Source organism: Ruegeria sp. CE12 (genome assembly GCF_056537525.1).
In genome coordinates, this window is record NZ_JBQFRS010000002.1 from 109439 (window position 1) to 125792 (window position 16354).

22 protein-coding genes are annotated in these 16354 nt (G+C 55.4%); 9 read left to right on the forward strand and 13 right to left on the reverse strand.

What is annotated here, in order from left to right:
* Positions 1 to 10 precede the first annotated feature (10 nt).
* Entirely contained in the window at positions 11 to 889 is an 879-nt protein-coding gene (locus ACR0IO_RS05320; RefSeq protein ID WP_480739921.1) for an alpha/beta fold hydrolase, read from the reverse strand.
* Between the two features lie 134 nt (positions 890 to 1023).
* Here ACR0IO_RS05320 and ppk2 point away from each other — a divergent pair, with 134 nt between their 5' ends.
* Entirely contained in the window at positions 1024 to 1953 is a 930-nt protein-coding gene (gene ppk2, locus ACR0IO_RS05325) for a polyphosphate kinase 2 (protein ID WP_480739923.1), read from the forward strand.
* Positions 1954 to 1957: 4 nt separating this feature from the next.
* Here ppk2 and ACR0IO_RS05330 read toward each other — a convergent pair whose 3' ends face one another.
* Positions 1958 to 2599: a TIGR02453 family protein gene (locus ACR0IO_RS05330; protein ID WP_480739925.1), complete on the reverse strand. Its 642-nt coding sequence runs from the start codon at positions 2597 to 2599 to the stop codon at positions 1958 to 1960.
* Between the two features lie 103 nt (positions 2600 to 2702).
* Here ACR0IO_RS05330 and ACR0IO_RS05335 point away from each other — a divergent pair, with 103 nt between their 5' ends.
* Entirely contained in the window at positions 2703 to 4067 is a 1365-nt protein-coding gene (locus ACR0IO_RS05335) for an MATE family efflux transporter (protein ID WP_480739928.1), read from the forward strand.
* Between the two features lie 11 nt (positions 4068 to 4078).
* On the opposite strand, the gene ACR0IO_RS05340 is transcribed toward ACR0IO_RS05335, so the two are convergent.
* Positions 4079 to 4480: a hypothetical protein gene (locus ACR0IO_RS05340; RefSeq protein WP_170335215.1), complete on the reverse strand. Its 402-nt coding sequence runs from the start codon at positions 4478 to 4480 to the stop codon at positions 4079 to 4081.
* 14 nt (positions 4481 to 4494) lie between these two features.
* On the reverse strand, positions 4495 to 5697 hold the full coding sequence (locus ACR0IO_RS05345; RefSeq protein WP_480739931.1) for a pyridoxal phosphate-dependent aminotransferase: 1203 nt from the start codon (positions 5695 to 5697) through the stop codon (positions 4495 to 4497).
* A gap of 91 nt (positions 5698 to 5788) precedes the next feature.
* Between ACR0IO_RS05345 and ACR0IO_RS05350 the strand changes: the two genes are divergently transcribed.
* The 3 genes from ACR0IO_RS05350 (at position 5789) to ACR0IO_RS05360 (ending at position 7010) form a co-directional block, all read left to right on the forward strand.
* Positions 5789 to 6181 (forward strand): helix-turn-helix domain-containing protein, encoded by a 393-nt coding sequence (locus ACR0IO_RS05350; RefSeq protein ID WP_155151597.1) that lies wholly within the window; start codon positions 5789 to 5791, stop codon positions 6179 to 6181.
* Positions 6178 to 6435 (forward strand): succinate dehydrogenase assembly factor 2, encoded by a 258-nt coding sequence (locus tag ACR0IO_RS05355; protein ID WP_367646972.1) that lies wholly within the window; start codon positions 6178 to 6180, stop codon positions 6433 to 6435. The genes ACR0IO_RS05350 and ACR0IO_RS05355 overlap by 4 nt, the downstream gene beginning before the upstream one ends.
* Before the next feature lie 77 nt (positions 6436 to 6512).
* Positions 6513 to 7010 carry a MarR family winged helix-turn-helix transcriptional regulator gene (locus tag ACR0IO_RS05360; protein ID WP_209016443.1) on the forward strand — a complete coding sequence of 166 codons (498 nt, stop codon included), beginning with the start codon at positions 6513 to 6515 and terminating at the stop codon, positions 7008 to 7010.
* On the opposite strand, the gene ACR0IO_RS05365 is transcribed toward ACR0IO_RS05360, so the two are convergent.
* The 3 genes from ACR0IO_RS05365 to ACR0IO_RS05375 are packed head-to-tail and all read right to left on the reverse strand — an operon-like array spanning position 7011 to position 8862.
* The gene (locus tag ACR0IO_RS05365; RefSeq protein ID WP_480739934.1) at positions 7011 to 7733 is read right to left on the reverse strand and encodes a DUF1194 domain-containing protein; all 723 of its coding nucleotides are present in this window, start codon (positions 7731 to 7733) and stop codon (positions 7011 to 7013) included.
* Entirely contained in the window at positions 7730 to 8440 is a 711-nt protein-coding gene (locus ACR0IO_RS05370; protein ID WP_480740838.1) for a DUF1194 domain-containing protein, read from the reverse strand. The genes ACR0IO_RS05365 and ACR0IO_RS05370 overlap by 4 nt, the downstream gene beginning before the upstream one ends.
* Complete coding sequence (locus tag ACR0IO_RS05375; RefSeq protein ID WP_155151593.1) at positions 8434 to 8862, reverse strand: VOC family protein; 429 nt, start codon at positions 8860 to 8862, stop codon at positions 8434 to 8436. The genes ACR0IO_RS05370 and ACR0IO_RS05375 overlap by 7 nt, the downstream gene beginning before the upstream one ends.
* A 192-nt stretch (positions 8863 to 9054) precedes the next feature.
* On the opposite strand from ACR0IO_RS05375, the gene thyX reads away from it, so the two are divergent.
* Together thyX and ACR0IO_RS05385 are read left to right on the forward strand one after the other, a co-directional pair.
* Entirely contained in the window at positions 9055 to 9966 is a 912-nt protein-coding gene (gene thyX, locus ACR0IO_RS05380) for an FAD-dependent thymidylate synthase (RefSeq protein WP_155151590.1), read from the forward strand.
* A gap of 59 nt (positions 9967 to 10025) precedes the next feature.
* Complete coding sequence (locus tag ACR0IO_RS05385) at positions 10026 to 10334, forward strand: hypothetical protein (RefSeq protein ID WP_480739937.1); 309 nt, start codon at positions 10026 to 10028, stop codon at positions 10332 to 10334.
* A gap of 79 nt (positions 10335 to 10413) precedes the next feature.
* Here ACR0IO_RS05385 and ACR0IO_RS05390 read toward each other — a convergent pair whose 3' ends face one another.
* A complete protein-coding gene (locus tag ACR0IO_RS05390; RefSeq protein ID WP_008758035.1) occupies positions 10414 to 10620 on the reverse strand; it encodes a cold-shock protein in 207 nt (68 codons plus the stop codon).
* Positions 10621 to 10836: 216 nt separating this feature from the next.
* Here ACR0IO_RS05390 and ACR0IO_RS05395 point away from each other — a divergent pair, with 216 nt between their 5' ends.
* On the forward strand, positions 10837 to 11154 hold the full coding sequence (locus ACR0IO_RS05395) for an ArsC/Spx/MgsR family protein (protein ID WP_480739939.1): 318 nt from the start codon (positions 10837 to 10839) through the stop codon (positions 11152 to 11154).
* Positions 11155 to 11195: 41 nt separating this feature from the next.
* Complete coding sequence (locus tag ACR0IO_RS05400; protein ID WP_155151584.1) at positions 11196 to 11564, forward strand: hypothetical protein; 369 nt, start codon at positions 11196 to 11198, stop codon at positions 11562 to 11564.
* A gap of 1 nt (position 11565) precedes the next feature.
* Here the strand turns inward: ACR0IO_RS05400 and ACR0IO_RS05405 are convergent, their stop codons facing one another.
* The 5 genes from ACR0IO_RS05405 to thrS form a co-directional block, all read right to left on the reverse strand.
* Positions 11566 to 12084: a hypothetical protein gene (locus tag ACR0IO_RS05405; RefSeq protein WP_480739941.1), complete on the reverse strand. Its 519-nt coding sequence runs from the start codon at positions 12082 to 12084 to the stop codon at positions 11566 to 11568.
* Positions 12081 to 12842 carry an HvfC/BufC N-terminal domain-containing protein gene (locus ACR0IO_RS05410; protein ID WP_480739942.1) on the reverse strand — a complete coding sequence of 254 codons (762 nt, stop codon included), beginning with the start codon at positions 12840 to 12842 and terminating at the stop codon, positions 12081 to 12083. Before ACR0IO_RS05410 ends, ACR0IO_RS05405 begins: the two co-directional genes overlap by 4 nt.
* Positions 12839 to 13696: an MNIO family bufferin maturase gene (gene bufB, locus ACR0IO_RS05415; protein ID WP_480739944.1), complete on the reverse strand. Its 858-nt coding sequence runs from the start codon at positions 13694 to 13696 to the stop codon at positions 12839 to 12841. Before bufB ends, ACR0IO_RS05410 begins: the two co-directional genes overlap by 4 nt.
* A gap of 74 nt (positions 13697 to 13770) precedes the next feature.
* The gene (locus ACR0IO_RS05420) at positions 13771 to 14073 is read right to left on the reverse strand and encodes a BufA1 family periplasmic bufferin-type metallophore (protein WP_155151572.1); all 303 of its coding nucleotides are present in this window, start codon (positions 14071 to 14073) and stop codon (positions 13771 to 13773) included.
* 221 nt (positions 14074 to 14294) lie between these two features.
* A complete protein-coding gene (thrS, locus tag ACR0IO_RS05425) occupies positions 14295 to 16253 on the reverse strand; it encodes a threonine--tRNA ligase (protein ID WP_480739945.1) in 1959 nt (652 codons plus the stop codon).
* Positions 16254 to 16354: the final 101 nt, after the last annotated feature.

The following is a 16354-nucleotide window of genomic DNA, read 5'->3' on the forward strand; positions in this document are numbered from 1 at the left end:
TCTTCTGCAATCAGCGTGCGTTAAGCCAATCCAATATGGTTTTTGCGACAATCTCGGGTTTTTGGTGGAGAAGCCAATGATCCGTATTCGGAACTGAAACACGTGTCAGATCGGCCGCAAATTCTTCGAGCCCTTCGGTCGACTCTGGCAGCAGTGCCTTGTCGTCTTCACCCCAGATCAGCAGATGAGGGCAGGCGACCTTGAGCCGATCAACCGGTAGTTCGGGCAAATCCGTGAGCGGGTTTCCCGGCTCTGCCACCAGAAGGGGTGAGGCGCGATACCAGTTCAGCATCGCCTCCAGACGTCCGGGGCGTGCCCATTCAACCCGATACTCCTCCATTCGTTCTTCGGATAGCCAATCAAGGCCCATCCCATAACGAAAGAATCGTTCCAGTTTGGCGAAGTTGTCGGCCGATAAATGTTCCGCGGCATCGGGTGCCCTGAGTTGGTTGATGTATTGCGATGCACTGGACTGTGCGCCTCCTGCTGCCATCGCGCGCTGGAACGGCACAGGATGGACGCCATTCGCAATGATCAGTTGGCTTACCAAATCTGGCCGGAACATCGCCAGCCCGTAAGCGACTGAAGCGCCCCAGTCGTGTCCCATCACCATGACTGGAGCATCGATAGTCTCGATCAGAGCGACCATGTCTGACACAAGCCGTGAAAGGGTATAGTTTTCGACGCCTTTGGGTGCCCAGCTTTGCCCATAGCCGCGCTGATCCGGTGCTATGCAGTGAAAATGCGAAGCCAGATGTGGGGCAAGATCACCCCAGGCACCGCCAAACTCGGGGAAACCGTGGAGCATGAGCAGGGCAGGGTTGCCCGTCTGTCCCCAGCTTCTGATGTAAAAAGGCTGATCGTTCAGTTTTATTGCGCTGGATTTCATCCTGACGCCCTTTCAGGTGAGATATCAGAGGCATTGGTTACACTTAAAGTCATCTATTTGACCCCAATCAAAGCGCGATTGGATCGAAACTGCTAGCCCCTTGCTCAGAACAATGAAACCGAGGAGACAAGTGAATGGAAGCAGTGGCCCAGACCAACCAAGAACCAACCCCGATCAAAGTTGTATCGAGCTCTCAAACCGATGTTGCCGTACCCAGCCCGGAGAAAATCCGTCAGGCGTTTGAGAGCGGTAAGTACCCTTATGGTAAGAAAATGGCGCGCTCGGTCTATGAAGAACAGAAGGCGCAGCTGCAGGCAGAGCTTCTAAAAGTTCAGCTATGGGCGCAGGAGACGGGTCAGCGGTTCGTTCTGTTGTTTGAGGGGCGCGATGCTGCAGGCAAGGGTGGAACGATCAAACGTTTCATGGAGCACTTGAACCCACGTCAGGCGAGAGTTGTAGCGCTGAACAAGCCAACCTGGGAAGAAAAAGGTCAATGGTACTATCAGCGGTACATTCAGGAACTGCCCACAGTTGGGGAAATGGTGTTCTACGACCGCTCCTGGTACAATCGCGCCGGTGTCGAGCGGGTGATGGGGTTCTGTTCGCCCAACGAGTATCTTGAGTTCATGCGTCAGACGCCCGAGTTGGAGCGGATGCTCGTTCGGTCAGGCATTCAGCTTTACAAATATTGGTTCTCGGTCACACAAACTGAGCAGCAGCGACGCTTTAAGAGCCGCGAGACTGATCCGCTGAAACAGTGGAAGCTTTCACCGATCGACAAAGCCAGCCTGAACAAATGGGACGATTACACCGAGGCGAAAGAGGCGATGTTCTTCTATACTGACACGGCCGATGCGCCCTGGACCATCGTGAAATCGAATGACAAGAAACGCGCGCGCCTGAATTGTATGCGCCACTTCCTTTCTACATTGGACTACCCTGATAAGGATCACAGGATTGTAGGAGAACCGGATCCATTGATTGTCGGGCAAGCGCACCATGTGATTCAGCGTTCCGAGCACATTCTGGGCACAACGCTTCATCCTGAAGCACAAGGCAACTGAGCCGTCAGATATCCGTCTGCAACATCTCCAGAAACCCTTCGAGGGACTGATAGGTGTTCGTCAATGCGGTGATCGGTTTCGTAATGTCACCCTCGGGCAGGTCTCGCCAAAGGGTGACTGATTTGCACCGCAACAAATCACCATGTGGATGATCCTTCTCAAACGGGGCCGGAACGCGTTTAAGTTCCGGCTCAGACTGTTCAAATCCTTGATTGGCAAGGTCGGTTAGCACAGTTGCCAGCGTGTCGCCGGTTGTGCCGCCGACTGCATCTCGCCAAGCTGTGAGACCAGATTTATCAAACTCCATCGCACCGCCGCCGATTCGTGTGTAGCTGGGTGAAATCCCGAAAAAGAAACCGACTTGCAGTGACGATTTAACTGGGAGCCACCAAGCCATGTGCAGATGCGTGTGGTACGGCGTTTTATCCTTGGAAAACCGCACATCTCTTTGGGGGCGGAACAATTTTGTGCCGGTGCATCCACTGATCTGTTGTGAGAACGCATCCAGCAAACCCAGCGCAGGGCCTTTCAGATCAGCTTCATAGCGGGATTTGTGATCGACAAACCAATCCCGGTTATTGTTTGCGGACAGTTCACTGAGAAAGACGCGGGTGTCTGAAACAAGGTTGGCAAACGGTTCGGACATGGATGGCTCCTGCAACTCGTTCCAGTCTATCACCGGTGTCTCACTTTGAAATTTCTTTAATCCGCTCTTGCCCCAAAACCGGGCCGGGCATAAGGCTGGCGGGATGAGCAAAGTGATGACATATCCCGACCACTTCAAGGCTATCGCGATCCTCGGCTTGCCGCTGATAGGCGGGCACCTGGCGCAGTTTGCTATCGGCCTAACCGATACGGTCATGCTCGGCTGGTACGGGGTCGAGGCGCTGGCTTCAGTCACTCTGGCAAGCAGCTACTACTTTGTTCTGTTCCTCTTTGGCGCCGGCTTCGGCTGGGCAGTGATGCCGATGGTGGCCACTGCGGCTGCGGAAGAGGATGAGACCAGCATCCGTCGCTCGACCCGCATGGGTCTGTGGCTATCTCTGATTTATGCGACGCTCATGATGCCGATGTTGTGGTGGTCGTACCCAATCTTGATTGCCCTGAAGCAGGAGCCGCAGGTGGCTGAAACAGCTTCACAATATTTACGCGTTGCTGGCTGGGGCTTGTTTCCGGCGTTGATTGTGATGGTACTGAAATCCTACCTGGCTGCGCTGGAGCGGACGCAGATCGTTCTGTGGATTACCGTGGTTGCCGCGGTAGTGAACGGCGTCACGAACTATGCGCTGATTTTCGGCAACTGGGGCGCGCCTGAGATGGGTGTGATCGGTGCAGCGATTGCCTCAGTCGTGACGCAGCTCGTCTCACTGATCGCGGTTGTGATATATGCCGTTCGCGTGCTGCCCGAGCACAGCCTTTTCCAACGTTTCTGGCGCCCGGATTGGGAAATGTTCTGGAGCGTGCTTAAGCTGGGCGTTCCGATCGGTCTGACCACTCTTGCCGAGGTGACCTTGTTTGCGACTTCCGCGGTCATGATGGGCTGGCTGGGTCAGGTACCACTTGCGGCGCATGGTATCGCACTCAATCTGGCTTCTGCCACATTCATGGTTCATCTGGGGCTATCAAATGTGGCTACCATCCGTGCGGGTAACGCATTGGGCCGCCGCGACCGGGCGCATCTCGAGAAAGGTGCAATTGCGGTGACAGGCATGTCCCTTGTGATGTCAGCGATCACAATCCTTTTGTTCCTCACCTGTGCCGAACAGTTAATTTCGCTGTTCATGGAGGCGGATGATCCGCAAAGGCCTCAGATACTGGCAATCGGCACCGGGCTGTTGGCGATGGCGGCTTTGTTCCAGCTTGTCGATGGGGCGCAGGTCATCGCGCTGGGTCTGCTGCGCGGTTTGCAGGACGCAAAGATTCCCATGGTCATCGCGGCGCTCAGCTACTGGGTGGTTGGTATCCCGGCCTCGTACTATTTTGGCTTCATGCAGGGTATGGATGGGATCGGCGTTTGGCTGGGCCTCGTGCTGGGCCTTGCCTGTGCCGCTGTACTTTTGATGGCGCGTTTCTGGCTGCGCTCTGTTCGGGAAGTGGGCGTGCCAGCTGAATAATGAAGACCGGCTTAGTCCTTGCTAAGCCGGTCTGCCTTTTTCCGTACTAAAACCGACCGCAGATCGTGCATTGCCATCAATAGACGGTCGGTAACGTCTTCCAATTGTTCTTCGGTCGCCTTTGACTGTGCCCATTGGGTGGTCAGGTTCAGGTAATCCACCGCCCTGTGGATATCATCGATTTCCCGCTGCTCCAGCAGGGCTTTGCGGTTTTCCATCCATCTTGCGATCTCGGCTTTGTCCGCCTCGGACAGTGTACGCTGTCCGTGCGGTTTGACTTCGCCATTGCGGATGTTGATGACTGCGATCTGATCCATCTCGATGCGGCGCTGGCGGTTTTCGGTGTCGATACGAAAAACCACTGCGCCGTTTTCGCGTACTCGAAAATAGTATTCAGGCAGCTCTGTCGACATGGGTTCGCCTCCGATCAGGTCAGTGCAGCACAGAAACGTTGGATGCGCGTGCAGGCTTCTTTGAGTGCTTCGTCCGAGGTCGCGTAGCTAACCCGGAAATTCGGCGACAGGCCGAAAGCTGCACCGAAGACAACGGCGACATCTGCCTCCTCCAGCAGGGCTGTAGCAAAGACCTCGTCATTCTCGATAACTGTACCTGCGGGTGTCGTCTTGCCAATCAGCCCGGCAATAGACGGATAAACATAGAATGCACCTTCAGGAGTAGGGCAGGATATGCCGTCAATTTCATTCAGCATACTCACGACAAGATCGCGGCGCCGTTTGAACATTTCGTTGTTCGGCGCCAGAAATTCCTGAGTGCCATTCAGCGCTTCAACCGCTGCCCACTGGCTGACCGAACAGGGGTTCGACGTGGACTGCGACTGTATTTTGCGCATAGCCGCGATGATCTCTACTGGACCTGCCGCGTAGCCGATCCGCCAGCCGGTCATGGCATAGGCTTTCGATACGCCATTGCAGGTGAGTGTGCGGTCATACAAAGCCGGTTCAATTTCGGCAGGGGTGCAGAACTCGAATCCGTCATAGGCGAGGTGTTCATACATGTCGTCGGACATGATCCAGACATGAGGGTGGCGCATCAGAACGTCGGTCAGTTCCTTCAATTCCTCCCGGCTGTAGCCCGCACCGGTCGGGTTCGACGGTGAATTGAAGATAAACCACTTCGTTTTGGGCGTGATCGCTGCTTCAAGCTGATCAGCGGTCAGTTTGAAATTGGTCTGCAAAGAGGTCTCGGCGATCACGGGCGTGCCACCTGCAAGCAGAACCATGTCCGGATAGCTGACCCAGTAGGGCGCAGGGATGACTACCTCATCCCCTTCATTCATCGTCGCCATCAACGCATTGTAGAGTGTCTGCTTGCCGCCTGTACCGACCGAAATCTGTGCGGGAGTGTAATCCAGGCCGTGGTCGCGCTTCATCTTGGCGCAAGCAGCCTGCTTCAGCTCAGGAATTCCGTCCGGTGCGGTGTATTTGGTTTTTCCCGCCGCGATCGCCGCGACCGCTGCATCCTTAATGTTCTGAGGCGTATCAAAATCCGGCTCACCTGCGCTCAGGCCAATGACGTCGCGGCCAGCTGCCTTTAACTCAGCTGCTTTTGCTGTCATTGCGATGGTGGGCGAGGGTTTGACGCGCGACAGTGTCGCAGACAGGAAACTCATGGGCGGCCTCGGTTTGTATGTTCAACCCGTCTGTCATAGGGTGCGCCCGAATGACGATCAAGCGATATGAAAAAGAGAATTGGAGACCCCGATGAGTGATGAAAACGACTGGTTCGGACCGGACGCTGCAACCTTCGGGGATCGACTGGCAGGCGCACGCGAGGCGGCGGGTATGACACAAGCCGATCTGGCGCGTCGTATCGGGGTTAAAAAGACCACGATTGCAGCGTGGGAAAACGATCTGTCCGAGCCACGAGCAAACCGGCTGTCGATGATGGCGGGTATGGTGAATGTCTCGATCATGTGGCTTTTGACTGGCGAGGGCGAGGGAATGGATGCCCCCGGTGAACCCGATCAGGGAAATCTGGAATTGTCCGGTATCGTTGCTGAACTGCGCGCTATTCGCGGGGAAATGCGGGCCAGTGCAGAACGCGCTGCTCGACTGGAGAAGAAGGTTCGTCTGATGTTGGAGCAAGGTCAGTGACCGAGCCTCGCGATGTAAGAATAAAGCGCATGAAGATGCGCTCGATGCGGCGCGGGATCAAGGAAATGGATCTGATCCTATCCGCCTATGCTGACCGCAATCTGCCCTCAATGGATCAGGCGGGTCTGGATAACTATGACGCATTGCTGCATGAGAACGATCAGGATCTGTACCAGTGGGTTACGGGCCAAGTTGAGCCGCCAGAAGCATTTTCTGTATTGATCGCAGATATCGCCCAGACCTTTCAAAAATAAAGAAAAACTAGCTTAACCGATTTTTCGGAAATTGGCGCCATCCTACCCCGAACAGCGCGAGTGAATCGGAGGATCGGATGAGTATGGAAGTGCAGGTCTCCGCGCCGGGGGCCAAAGTGTTCATGACCAGCTATCTTGAAGCGTTGGCGCTGGTCGAGCGCCTGCATCGATTGCTGCTGGACGTCATCAAGGATGAATTTGAGCGCGTTGGTGTGTTGGAAATCAATGCAGTGCAGGCACTCTTGTTATTCAATATCGGGGACCACGAGGTTACTGCCGGCGAACTGAAAAGCCGTGGCTACTATCAGGGCAGTAACGTGAGCTACAATCTGAAGAAGCTGGTCGAAATGGGCTACATGCACCATCAGCGGTGTGAAATTGACCGCCGCTCGGTCCGGGTCCGGCTCACGCCGCGTGGACGAGAGATCCGGGATATCGTTTCAGAGTTGTTTGCCCGACATGCAGAGGGCCTGCAAAGTCGCGGTGTCATTGGCGTCGAAGGCATCGAGGATATCACGAGTTCGCTTCGCCGTGTCGAACGCTATTGGACGGATCAGATCCGCTACATCTATTAGTCAAGGCGAATTGGGCGGTGTTGCCATGGATAAGGTCAGCCCTTCCAATTCACGGATCAATTTGCGGGCCATAGCGTCTTCGTAAGCTTCAAAGCCTAACGCGACCTCGACGAAAGCGTCCGGCCCAAGAATGACCCAGGCGTTATAGTATGCGGACAGCTCTCCGATCTGAACATAGCGTTTGTCGCCACTGCTGGGGTCGTCGGCACCGATGACCAAGCCGTTGATGGTGATGCCCGAGCTGCTCAGCATGCCTTTGACTTCGCGTGGATGCGGGCCGAGATTGTGTTTGCCGTCTCCGGACAAATCTAGGGTTCGTTTCCAGCAGGCTGACTGATTGTTCAGTTGCTGAGCCCCAAAAAGCATCGCCGATCCAACCGCGGTGCCCTGCGGGGCCGAGGATCGGTCGGTGTTTGCCAGACGTTGACTTATCCTCTGTAAGTCTGAGGCTGCGCGAATTTCCGTCCAATCCACCAATACCCTTTGATGCACTGTTTCACTCCATTCGTAGATGAACAGACGAACAGGCGCGGCAGGATTAGACAATATGAGTTGCTCAACCTCGGATTGGCGGAGCGCTGCGGCCAGCCCGTCAAGCTGCAACCGGTATTCCCTGCTATCAACCGAACCCGAAACGTCTAGTCCCAATGCCAACGCTTGCCTGCACTGGGCCGTCAGCGGGCTGGCAAGCAAGCATAGCAGGATGGGCAGTAAACGGTTCACTCGAGAACGCCCGTATGCAGTGCTCCGATCTCGAGCCGTGGTCGAAGTTCGCGTTCGAGCTTGCGCCGCATTGCTCTTTCGAAATCCTCAAACCCGGAGGCGATCTCCAAAAATGCGCCGGGGCCGTGCAGGACGTTGTTTTCGTAAAACGGGATCAGATACAGCTCACCTTCAAAATCGGCTGCATTGATAACAAGCCCGTTGACGATGATGTTCTCAAACGGAAAGTGCTTGTAGGCTATCCGGGGACCGTAACCATCATTGTTCGAGCCGTCACCAGATACATCGATGGTTTGGAACAAGCAGTTTGGTGCCTCTTCCATCAGCGATGCACCAAACGCCATTGCGTATCCCATCGCAGTAGCGGAACCGCTGTCTGAACGCACTGAATTTGCGATTTGTGTCGAAGCGGCGAGCAGGTCGGGGGGCCGCTCAATGAGTTTCCAGCTCAGGATTACTCTTTGAGTCGTTCGGCCGCTCCATTCATACACCGCAAGCGCAACTGGCATTGGAGAAGAGAAGAAGGCTTCCTGAACCTCGGGTGCGAGTAGCGCAGCCGCCAGCCCCTGACGTTGCAGAGTATCTTCGGTCGCATCGACAGAGGTCGAGATGTCCATCGCAAGCGCCAAAGCGAGGCGGCACTGGGCCGCCCAGACAGGGCTGCCCAGACAGGCCAGCCCCAGTGATATCAGCCAGCGGATTACCAGTGACCAGTGCTTTCCATGCTTGCCCAGGGTTCGGCAGGTTCAAGCGCCTCACCATTCTGCAGCAGTTCGACCGAGATATTGTCAGGTGAGCGGACAAAGGCCATGCGCCCATCACGCGGTGGTCGGTTGATCACGATACCGTTGTCCTGAAGGTGCTGACAGACCTCGTAGATGTTATCGACGCCATAGGCCAGATGCCCGAAATGTCGGCTGTCACTGGGCAGCGCATCGTCGCCATCCCAGTTGTAGGTCAATTCAATCGGCGCGTCCTCTTGCCCGGGAGGTGCGAGAAAAACCAGTGTAAACCGAGCGGCCTCACTTTCATAACGACGCGTTTCTTTCAGCCCCAGCAACTCATAAAACGCTATGGATTTCTCCAGATCCTTCACGCGGACCATGGTGTGAAGATAGGTCAGGCCCATCGCGGCTTTCCTTTCGTTATTCGTGTTTGAGCGCAGATTAGCGCGCTGACTTGGCGTGTCGAGGGGGACACGAAGAATTGCTTATCCACATATTTGTGTGAAAATGAACCCAAACCCCTTGATATCGCGGTTCCGGTGGTGGTGAGGCCGAGATATAGTGGTGGGCGACTCATTACAGGAGAGGATGTTTTCATGCCGCTGTCTTCCGACCAACTGGCCGAGATCGAGGCGCAACGCGCGCAATCGCAATCAACACGCCGCGTGGTGGCCTCGGGCATGGAAGAGCACCTGTATACGGCGCACCAGGTACTGGATCACGGTTTCGTTCGTGTAATCGACTACATGGGAGATGATGCCGCTATCTGCCAAGCCGCGCGTGTTTCCTACGGTAAGGGCACCAAGTCGGTTCAGAACGACGAAGGGCTGATCCGCTACCTCATGCGCCATTGGCATTCGACGCCGTTTGAGATGTGCGAGGTCAAGCTGCACGTCAAACTTCCGGTATTTGTCGCGCGCCAGTGGATCCGGCACCGTACTGCCAATGTGAACGAATACTCCGCGCGGTATTCGATCCTTGACCGTGAATTCTATATCCCGGCACCCGAACACGTCGCCGCACAGTCTGAGGTGAACAATCAGGGCAGGGGATCAGCCCTTGAGGGTGAAGAAGCCGCGCGCGTTCTGGAAATCCTCAAAGCTGACAGCACTCGTTGCTACGACAACTATGAGGCCATGATCAGCCAGGACGGCCAGCAGGGCCTTGCCCGTGAACTGGCACGCATGAACCTGCCCGCCAATGTATATACGCAGTGGTATTGGAAGGTTGATCTGCACAACCTGTTTCACTTCTTGCGTTTGCGGGCTGATCCGCACGCGCAGTACGAAATCCGGATTTATGCTGAGACCATGTGCCGGATCGTGGCTGACTGGGTACCATTTGCTTACAAAGCGTTTGAAGATTATCGCCTTGGCGCGGTCAATCTGTCGGCGCAAATGGTCGAGGCGCTGCGTCGTATGCTGAAAGGTGAAGCTGTCACGCAGGAAAACTCGGGTATGACGGCACGCGAATGGCGTGAGTTCGAAGCCGTCATCCGCGAAGGCTAATCAGGCAAAACGCATATCGATTGTCTATACATTTGTCGTGGAACTGTTACATTGGTTCCATGACCAGTTCTGTTTTCAGCCGAGCATTTTGCCTGAGCATGCTTCTTGTAGCGCCTGTTCATGCAAAATCCCCCATCGCCGAAGTGATTTGCGAGCCGACGGGCCGAATGCACGAAAAGCTCTCCCGCCAGTTTGGGTCACAGCAAATGGCATCCGGTATCCGCGGGCCTGAACAGATTATGGAAGTCTGGACCAGCGAACGAGGCGACTGGACGCTGGTCATGACCTACGCCACTGGAACATCCTGCATCGTTGCAATGGGCGAAAACTGGACCACTCATGCCAAAACGGATCCGGCACGAGGGTAGCGCAGTTGCCTGATGTGTGGTTAACGGCCGATAATTGGCCGTTAACCTTCTTTGATTTACCCACCGAAGCGGGATCGCATTAAAGCGGCTTCAAATCTGCCGCCATCTGGCGGCCGTCACGTCCGTCCTGCAACTCGTACGAGACTTTCTGATTGTCAGCGAGTCCGGTCAGACCGGATCGTTCTACGGCCGAGATATGAACAAACACATCTTTGCCCCCTTCATCAGGAGCAATAAAACCATAGCCTTTGGTCGTATTAAACCACTTCACGGTGCCGGTTGGCATTTCCCGTGTCTCCTTCTACTTTCAAGTCGCCCCAAAATAATTGCCGGGGCAGAGGCTGACGTAATCGCAACGCATGACGGTTTCGCTAACGCGATACAGTCAGAATTGCGTGTTTCGCCTTTTTCAACATTGCACGGTGAAGTAAAAAATCAAGAATAACTGGGGTAAGCTCATAGTTTTGCCCGATTTTATTGCACAAGCGAGAGAAATGAGAATATGGACCTTTACGGGCTCAAAAACTGCGATACATGCCGTAAGGCATTGAAATCACTTCAAGATGTGGAATTGATCGACGTCAGGACGCAGGGAGTTCCTGATTCTGTGCTGTCGCAAGCTTATGAGCGCTTCGGCGAAGCTTTGCTCAACACACGCTCGACAACCTGGCGTGGTTTGGCCGAAGAAGAGCGCTCTCGCCCCGTGCTTGAACTTGTGAAAGATCACCCGGCTCTGATGAAACGCCCATTGATCGACCGGGACGGAGAGTTGTTTCTTGGCTGGACCCCTGAGACACGTGCGGGACTTGGTGTCGCGTAGCAGAGTGCTTATCTGGTTGGTCTTAGCAGCGGAGACACTGAATGCGTAATGCGACCATGATTTTGGGCGTCATCGCCGGCCTAGTCGGCATGATCGTTGGCTTTTTCGGATATGGTTATGTCGAAGCCATTAAGCACTTTGGTGAGATTGAAGGCGTGGCCGAGCAGGTCAAGGATCCCGAGCTGATTCAGGCGGCATCAATAATCGCCCCGCTGCTTGCCATCGCCGGGGGCGCAATGGCGCACGCCCGCGCATTGATCGCGGGCATTTTGTTATTGGTGTCGGCTGCAGGGATGTACTACGCGTTCGGATTTGGTGTGTTTACCATGTTCCCGATCGCATTTGCCGGCGTGGCCGGGGTCCTTGGGATCGCCGCAGGAAAACCTGACGAACCCAAGGCACATTTCTAGATCATTTGAGGCGCAGAAGCCGGTCCAGCGAGATTGGACCTGCGCCATTGATCGCGATCACGAGGAACAGGAAGGTCCACATGACACGCTGATCCATCAGAGTGATTGCGTTGTCGAACAGGCTACCCAGCTTGATGCCATGTCCATTGACATCGACCAGCGTCTGAACCCAGACAAAGCCAATCATGCCTACAGCTGCCAGTCGTGTCAGCAAACCGACCAGCAGTAGTGCAGGCAAAACAAACTCGGCCACTGTGCCGAGGAAAATGACAATACGCTGATACAAGGTCATCTGAGACACGTCGTACAGAACCGCCTCTGCTGCTTTTGGAAAGATCTGACCAAATGCGCCAGCCGAAGGCGAAAAGATCGAGCCGTCGATCTTAAGAGTGGCGGAATTCCAGTAGTAGACCAACAAGACCGCGACAAACACCAGCCGCGCCAGTGTCGGCGTCAGCCAGTTGGAAGCATGATCCAACTTTCCGAGTGCGCTGTTGTGAAAAGAGATCAGGGCAGTCATGTGTCCAGCCTTTCGATAGTCACAGAAGTTATTGCGGCACCCTGCAACAGCAGGGCCAGAGTGGTTCCGAGGTCAAAGTCGGGGATCTCGGCAGTGGTGATTTCAAAAGCTTCGCCAATGGTTTGTCCTGACTGAATTCCGGAAATCCAATCTGCGCCACCGGGGGGTAAAAGCTGTGGTGTTGGGTCGTATTCCGGGCGAGTGACCAACACGTCCTGTGCGCCAGGCTCGGGCTGTGGGGCATCAGGATCGTTGTTGAAGCGCCAGATTGCATGCACTGGCCAAGCCGATTTCAGCACGCGCATCGATGGGGCAAATCCCAATTTCGCCTGCATCAGATCTTCAGGTGATACTGCAAGTGCGTCGGCGTCAATCGGTTGACTATCCGCGGCGTGATAGGATTCACGTATAGCCAACTCAAGCCGTGCAACGTCGGGCAGGTATCCCAGATGCGAGAGCTGTTCCATCCCCGATAGAAACTCCGGAAACTCCTCACCATAGAACATCATCAGTGGCGATGACGGTGGGTGTTGACGCAGGAACAGGCCCGCCAGCCCATCCATGTTCTGCGGCCCCAGCAGCTTGGTGATGACCGGAAAGGCCTGATGCATCGCTTCGGTCAGGGAAACGGCCACGTTGTTGCGATAAACGCTGAATCGACGACCCGCAGGTTGCGCTGACGCATCCAGCAGACCGTCAGGAACGGGTTTCGCTGCATCCAGAAGGGCCGCTCGAAACTCCGTCTGCGAAACGCTCATGCCGGCACCCGATCCAGCGCTGCCTGTGCGCGAACGGCTTCGTCGCGCAGCACGGGCCAGTCAGGCACATCCGTATCCCATTCGATCAAAACAGGCTTTGGGCCAGACCGGTCCAACACGTAATCCAGCAACACCCAGACCGGATCGACCACTTCGCGACCGTGACTGTCGATCAGCAACGGATGCCCATGATCATCTTCGTCTTCATCGTGCCCGCCGAGATGAATCTCACCGACTTTTTCAAGCGGATACTCGTTGATGTATTCCTGCGGTGAGTAGTCCAGATTCGTGGCAGAAACAAACACGTTGTTGACGTCCAGCAACAAACCGCACCCGGTGCGCTGCGAGATCTCTCGCAGGAAATCAGGCTCGGACCAGGTACTTTCTTCGAATGCCAGATAGCTGGAGGGATTCTCCAGCAGCATCTGCCGCCCGATTGTGTTTTGAACCTGATCGATGTGTTCGCAAACACGGGCGAGCGTCATATCCGTATAGGGCAGGGGCAGCAGGTCGTTCAGAAAATGCGCGTCATGGGTGGACCATGCCAGATGCTCGGAAAAACTGGCTGGGTTGAGCCATTCCACGAGATGTTTAAGGCGGGTGAGGTGATCGGAGTCCAGCGAACCTTCGCCGCCGATCGACAAACCTACACCGTGAACTGAGATCGGGAACTGTTCTGACAGGTGGCGTAACTGGGCCAGCGGACGCCCGCCATCACCCATGTAGTTTTCGGCATGAATTTCCAGCCATGCAACCGGTTTGGCATGTTCAAGAATCTGCGTGAAGTGCTGCGGTTTATAGCCAACACCCGGTGCTGCGGGCAGACGGTTTGACCTGAGTGCATCATCCAACATTTGCGAGTTTCCCGATTGCAACAAAGAGGGCGGGCGATATCTGATAGCCCGCCCTCTCGTTCATATCCTGGCTCTTATGCCGGCAGGTCGCGTTCTAGCGGCTCCAATGAACCTTTGCGCGGTGTGCCATTTGCTTCGGCAGGCAGTTCAATATCTGCGCAGGTGCCTGCATCAACAAGAGTCCATGCATTGCCCTGATAATCTACCGTCGAGGTGCCGGCGCATGTGGTGCCGGGGCCAGCGGCGCAGTCGTTCTGACCGGCTTTTGACACGCCATAGCATTTCTCTTTGGCTTGTGCGCTTGCGGTTGTAGCTGCGCCCGATACGGCTGCTGCAACGGCAGTTGCGATAACCAGGGTTTTTGCGGTGTTCGACATCTCGGTAATCCTTTTAATGACTGCGTATGTCTGCTTGTGACAATGACAAAGGTAGTAGCTTAATCGGGGTAGGTGAATTCACGAGCCCGTGTCTCACAACCCCGTCAAAGAGCGTAATGCCCTCTTGAAGCTTAACAAATTGTTTTTGAATTGAAAAATGTAATTTGTTTCAATCCGGCCCCGTTTTTGGGGCCGGATTTCGGGCGATTTGTCGCCGAATGTTACAGAAGGTCCGGCGGAGTTGCTGCCGTGCTCAGCTCATTTGTTACAGCATCAAGTGCCTGAACCTGTGTCTGTTTTTCTCCGAGACGACGCACACTTACGGTGCGTTCTTCAACTTCGCGATGGCCGACCGCCAGAATGACCGGCACCTTTCCGACCGAATGCTCGCGGACTTTGTAGTTGATCTTCTCGTTGCGGATATCCGCCTCGGCGCGAACGCCTGCAGCTTTGAGAGTTTCAACCACTTCCATCACATATTCATCGGCGTCTGACGTGATCGAGGCGACCACAACCTGACGCGGAGCCAGCCAGAAAGGCAACTTGCCAGCATGTTCTTCGATCAGGATGCCGATGAAACGTTCGAACGAGCCAAGCGTTGCCCGGTGCAGCATGAACGGACGGTGTTTGGCGCCATCGGCGCCGATAAAGCTGGCGTCCAGACGCTCGGGCAGGTTGGGGTCAACCTGCAGGGTGCCGCACTGCCAGTCCCGGCCGATTGCGTCGGTCAGGGTAAACTCCAGCTTTGGACCATAGAATGCGCCTTCACCTTCGAGAGTCTCATAGTCATATCCAGCGGCTTTACAGGCATCTCCCAGAGCTTTTTCGACCAGATCCCAGCTTTCGTCCGACCCGATGCGTTTCTCTGGACGGGTGGAAAGCTTGATGGTCCAGTTGTGGAAACCCAGATCTGCGTAGACCTTGGACAAAAAGGCGATGAACTTGGCGGTTTCGGATTCGATCTGTTCCTCTGCACAGAAGATGTGGCCATCATCCTGGGTAAAGCCGCGTACCCGCATGATCCCGTGCAGGGCACCCGAGGGTTCATAGCGGTTACAAGAACCGAATTCCGCCATGCGCAGGGGCAGGTCGCGATAAGACTTCAGGCCCTGATTGAACACCTGCACGTGGCAGGGGCAGTTCATCGGCTTCAGCGCGTTGATCGCTTTCTCGCGCGCATGCTCCTCGTCCACTTCGACGATGAACATGTTCTCTTGATACTTGTCCCAGTGACCCGAGGCTTCCCACAATTTGCGGTCGACGACCTGAGGGGTGTTCACCTCGACATAGCCGTCGCGCTCCTGCATCCGGCGCATGTAGTCCTGCAGGGTGGTGTAGATTTTCCACCCATTCGGATGCCAGAAAATCTGACCGGGGGCCTCTTCCTGCATGTGGAACAGGTCCATCTCGCGGCCCAGCTTGCGATGATCGCGCTTGGCGGCCTCTTCCAGCATATGAAGGTGGGCTTTCAGCTTTTCCTTGCCGGTAAAGGCCACGCCGTAGATACGCTGCAACATCGGGCGCGAGCTGTCGCCACGCCAATAGGCGCCAGCAATGCTCATCAGCTTGAAGGCGTCGCCCGGCAGTTGCCCGGTATGCTGCAGGTGCGGACCGCGGCAAAGGTCCTGCCAGTGACCGTGCCAGTACATCCGAAGCGGCTCATCACCCGGAATTGCTTCGATCAGCTCGACTTTGTAGGGCTCATTATTGGCCTTATAGAATTCGATCGCGCGCTGGCGGTCCCAGATCTCGGTTGTGACAGGATCACGCTTGTTGATGATCTCTTTCATCTTTTTTTCGATGAGGCCGAGATCTTCGGGCGTAAACGGCTCTTCCCGATCAAAGTCGTAATACCAGCCATTTTCGATAACAGGGCCGATGGTGACCTTGGTTGCGGGCCAGATTTCCTGAACCGCACGCGCCATCACGTGCGCCAGATCGTGGCGGATCAGTTCATTCGCCTGTTCCTCATCCTTCATGGTGTGGATGGCGATCTGCGCGTCCGATTCAATGGGCCATTGCAAGTCCCAGTGCTTGCCATTCACCGTGGCCGAAATGGCCTTTTTGGCCAGTGAGGTCGAGATGTCGGCAGCGACCTGCGCGGGCGTAACACCTGCGTCATAGGATCGGGAATTGCCATCGGGAAAAGTAAGGGAGACTGACTGTGAGTCCAGGGCCATATCGGCTCTCCTCGTCGGTTTGGCGCCCACTGAACGCCCGGTTGCGGGTTATGTGTGTTTGGCTCATGTGGCAGGTGCAGCAAAACCTGTCAAGTGTCGAA

Coding starts and splice junctions, on each gene's coding strand:
- ACR0IO_RS05320 (WP_480739921.1), bottom strand. CDS start 889: ATGAAATCCAGCGCAATAAAACTGAACGATCAGCCTTTTTACATCAGA.
- ppk2 (WP_480739923.1), top strand. CDS start 1,024: ATGGAAGCAGTGGCCCAGACCAACCAAGAACCAACCCCGATCAAAGTT.
- ACR0IO_RS05330 (WP_480739925.1), bottom strand. CDS start 2,599: ATGTCCGAACCGTTTGCCAACCTTGTTTCAGACACCCGCGTCTTTCTC.
- ACR0IO_RS05335 (WP_480739928.1), top strand. CDS start 2,703: ATGAGCAAAGTGATGACATATCCCGACCACTTCAAGGCTATCGCGATC.
- ACR0IO_RS05340 (WP_170335215.1), bottom strand. CDS start 4,480: ATGTCGACAGAGCTGCCTGAATACTATTTTCGAGTACGCGAAAACGGC.
- ACR0IO_RS05345 (WP_480739931.1), bottom strand. CDS start 5,697: ATGAGTTTCCTGTCTGCGACACTGTCGCGCGTCAAACCCTCGCCCACC.
- ACR0IO_RS05350 (WP_155151597.1), top strand. CDS start 5,789: ATGAGTGATGAAAACGACTGGTTCGGACCGGACGCTGCAACCTTCGGG.
- ACR0IO_RS05360 (WP_209016443.1), top strand. CDS start 6,513: ATGAGTATGGAAGTGCAGGTCTCCGCGCCGGGGGCCAAAGTGTTCATG.
- ACR0IO_RS05375 (WP_155151593.1), bottom strand. CDS start 8,862: ATGGGCCTGACCTATCTTCACACCATGGTCCGCGTGAAGGATCTGGAG.
- thyX (WP_155151590.1), top strand. CDS start 9,055: ATGCCGCTGTCTTCCGACCAACTGGCCGAGATCGAGGCGCAACGCGCG.
- ACR0IO_RS05385 (WP_480739937.1), top strand. CDS start 10,026: ATGACCAGTTCTGTTTTCAGCCGAGCATTTTGCCTGAGCATGCTTCTT.
- ACR0IO_RS05390 (WP_008758035.1), bottom strand. CDS start 10,620: ATGCCAACCGGCACCGTGAAGTGGTTTAATACGACCAAAGGCTATGGT.
- ACR0IO_RS05395 (WP_480739939.1), top strand. CDS start 10,837: ATGGACCTTTACGGGCTCAAAAACTGCGATACATGCCGTAAGGCATTG.
- ACR0IO_RS05400 (WP_155151584.1), top strand. CDS start 11,196: ATGCGTAATGCGACCATGATTTTGGGCGTCATCGCCGGCCTAGTCGGC.
- ACR0IO_RS05405 (WP_480739941.1), bottom strand. CDS start 12,084: ATGACTGCCCTGATCTCTTTTCACAACAGCGCACTCGGAAAGTTGGAT.
- ACR0IO_RS05410 (WP_480739942.1), bottom strand. CDS start 12,842: ATGAGCGTTTCGCAGACGGAGTTTCGAGCGGCCCTTCTGGATGCAGCG.
- bufB (WP_480739944.1), bottom strand. CDS start 13,696: ATGTTGGATGATGCACTCAGGTCAAACCGTCTGCCCGCAGCACCGGGT.
- ACR0IO_RS05420 (WP_155151572.1), bottom strand. CDS start 14,073: ATGTCGAACACCGCAAAAACCCTGGTTATCGCAACTGCCGTTGCAGCA.
- thrS (WP_480739945.1), bottom strand. CDS start 16,253: ATGGCCCTGGACTCACAGTCAGTCTCCCTTACTTTTCCCGATGGCAAT.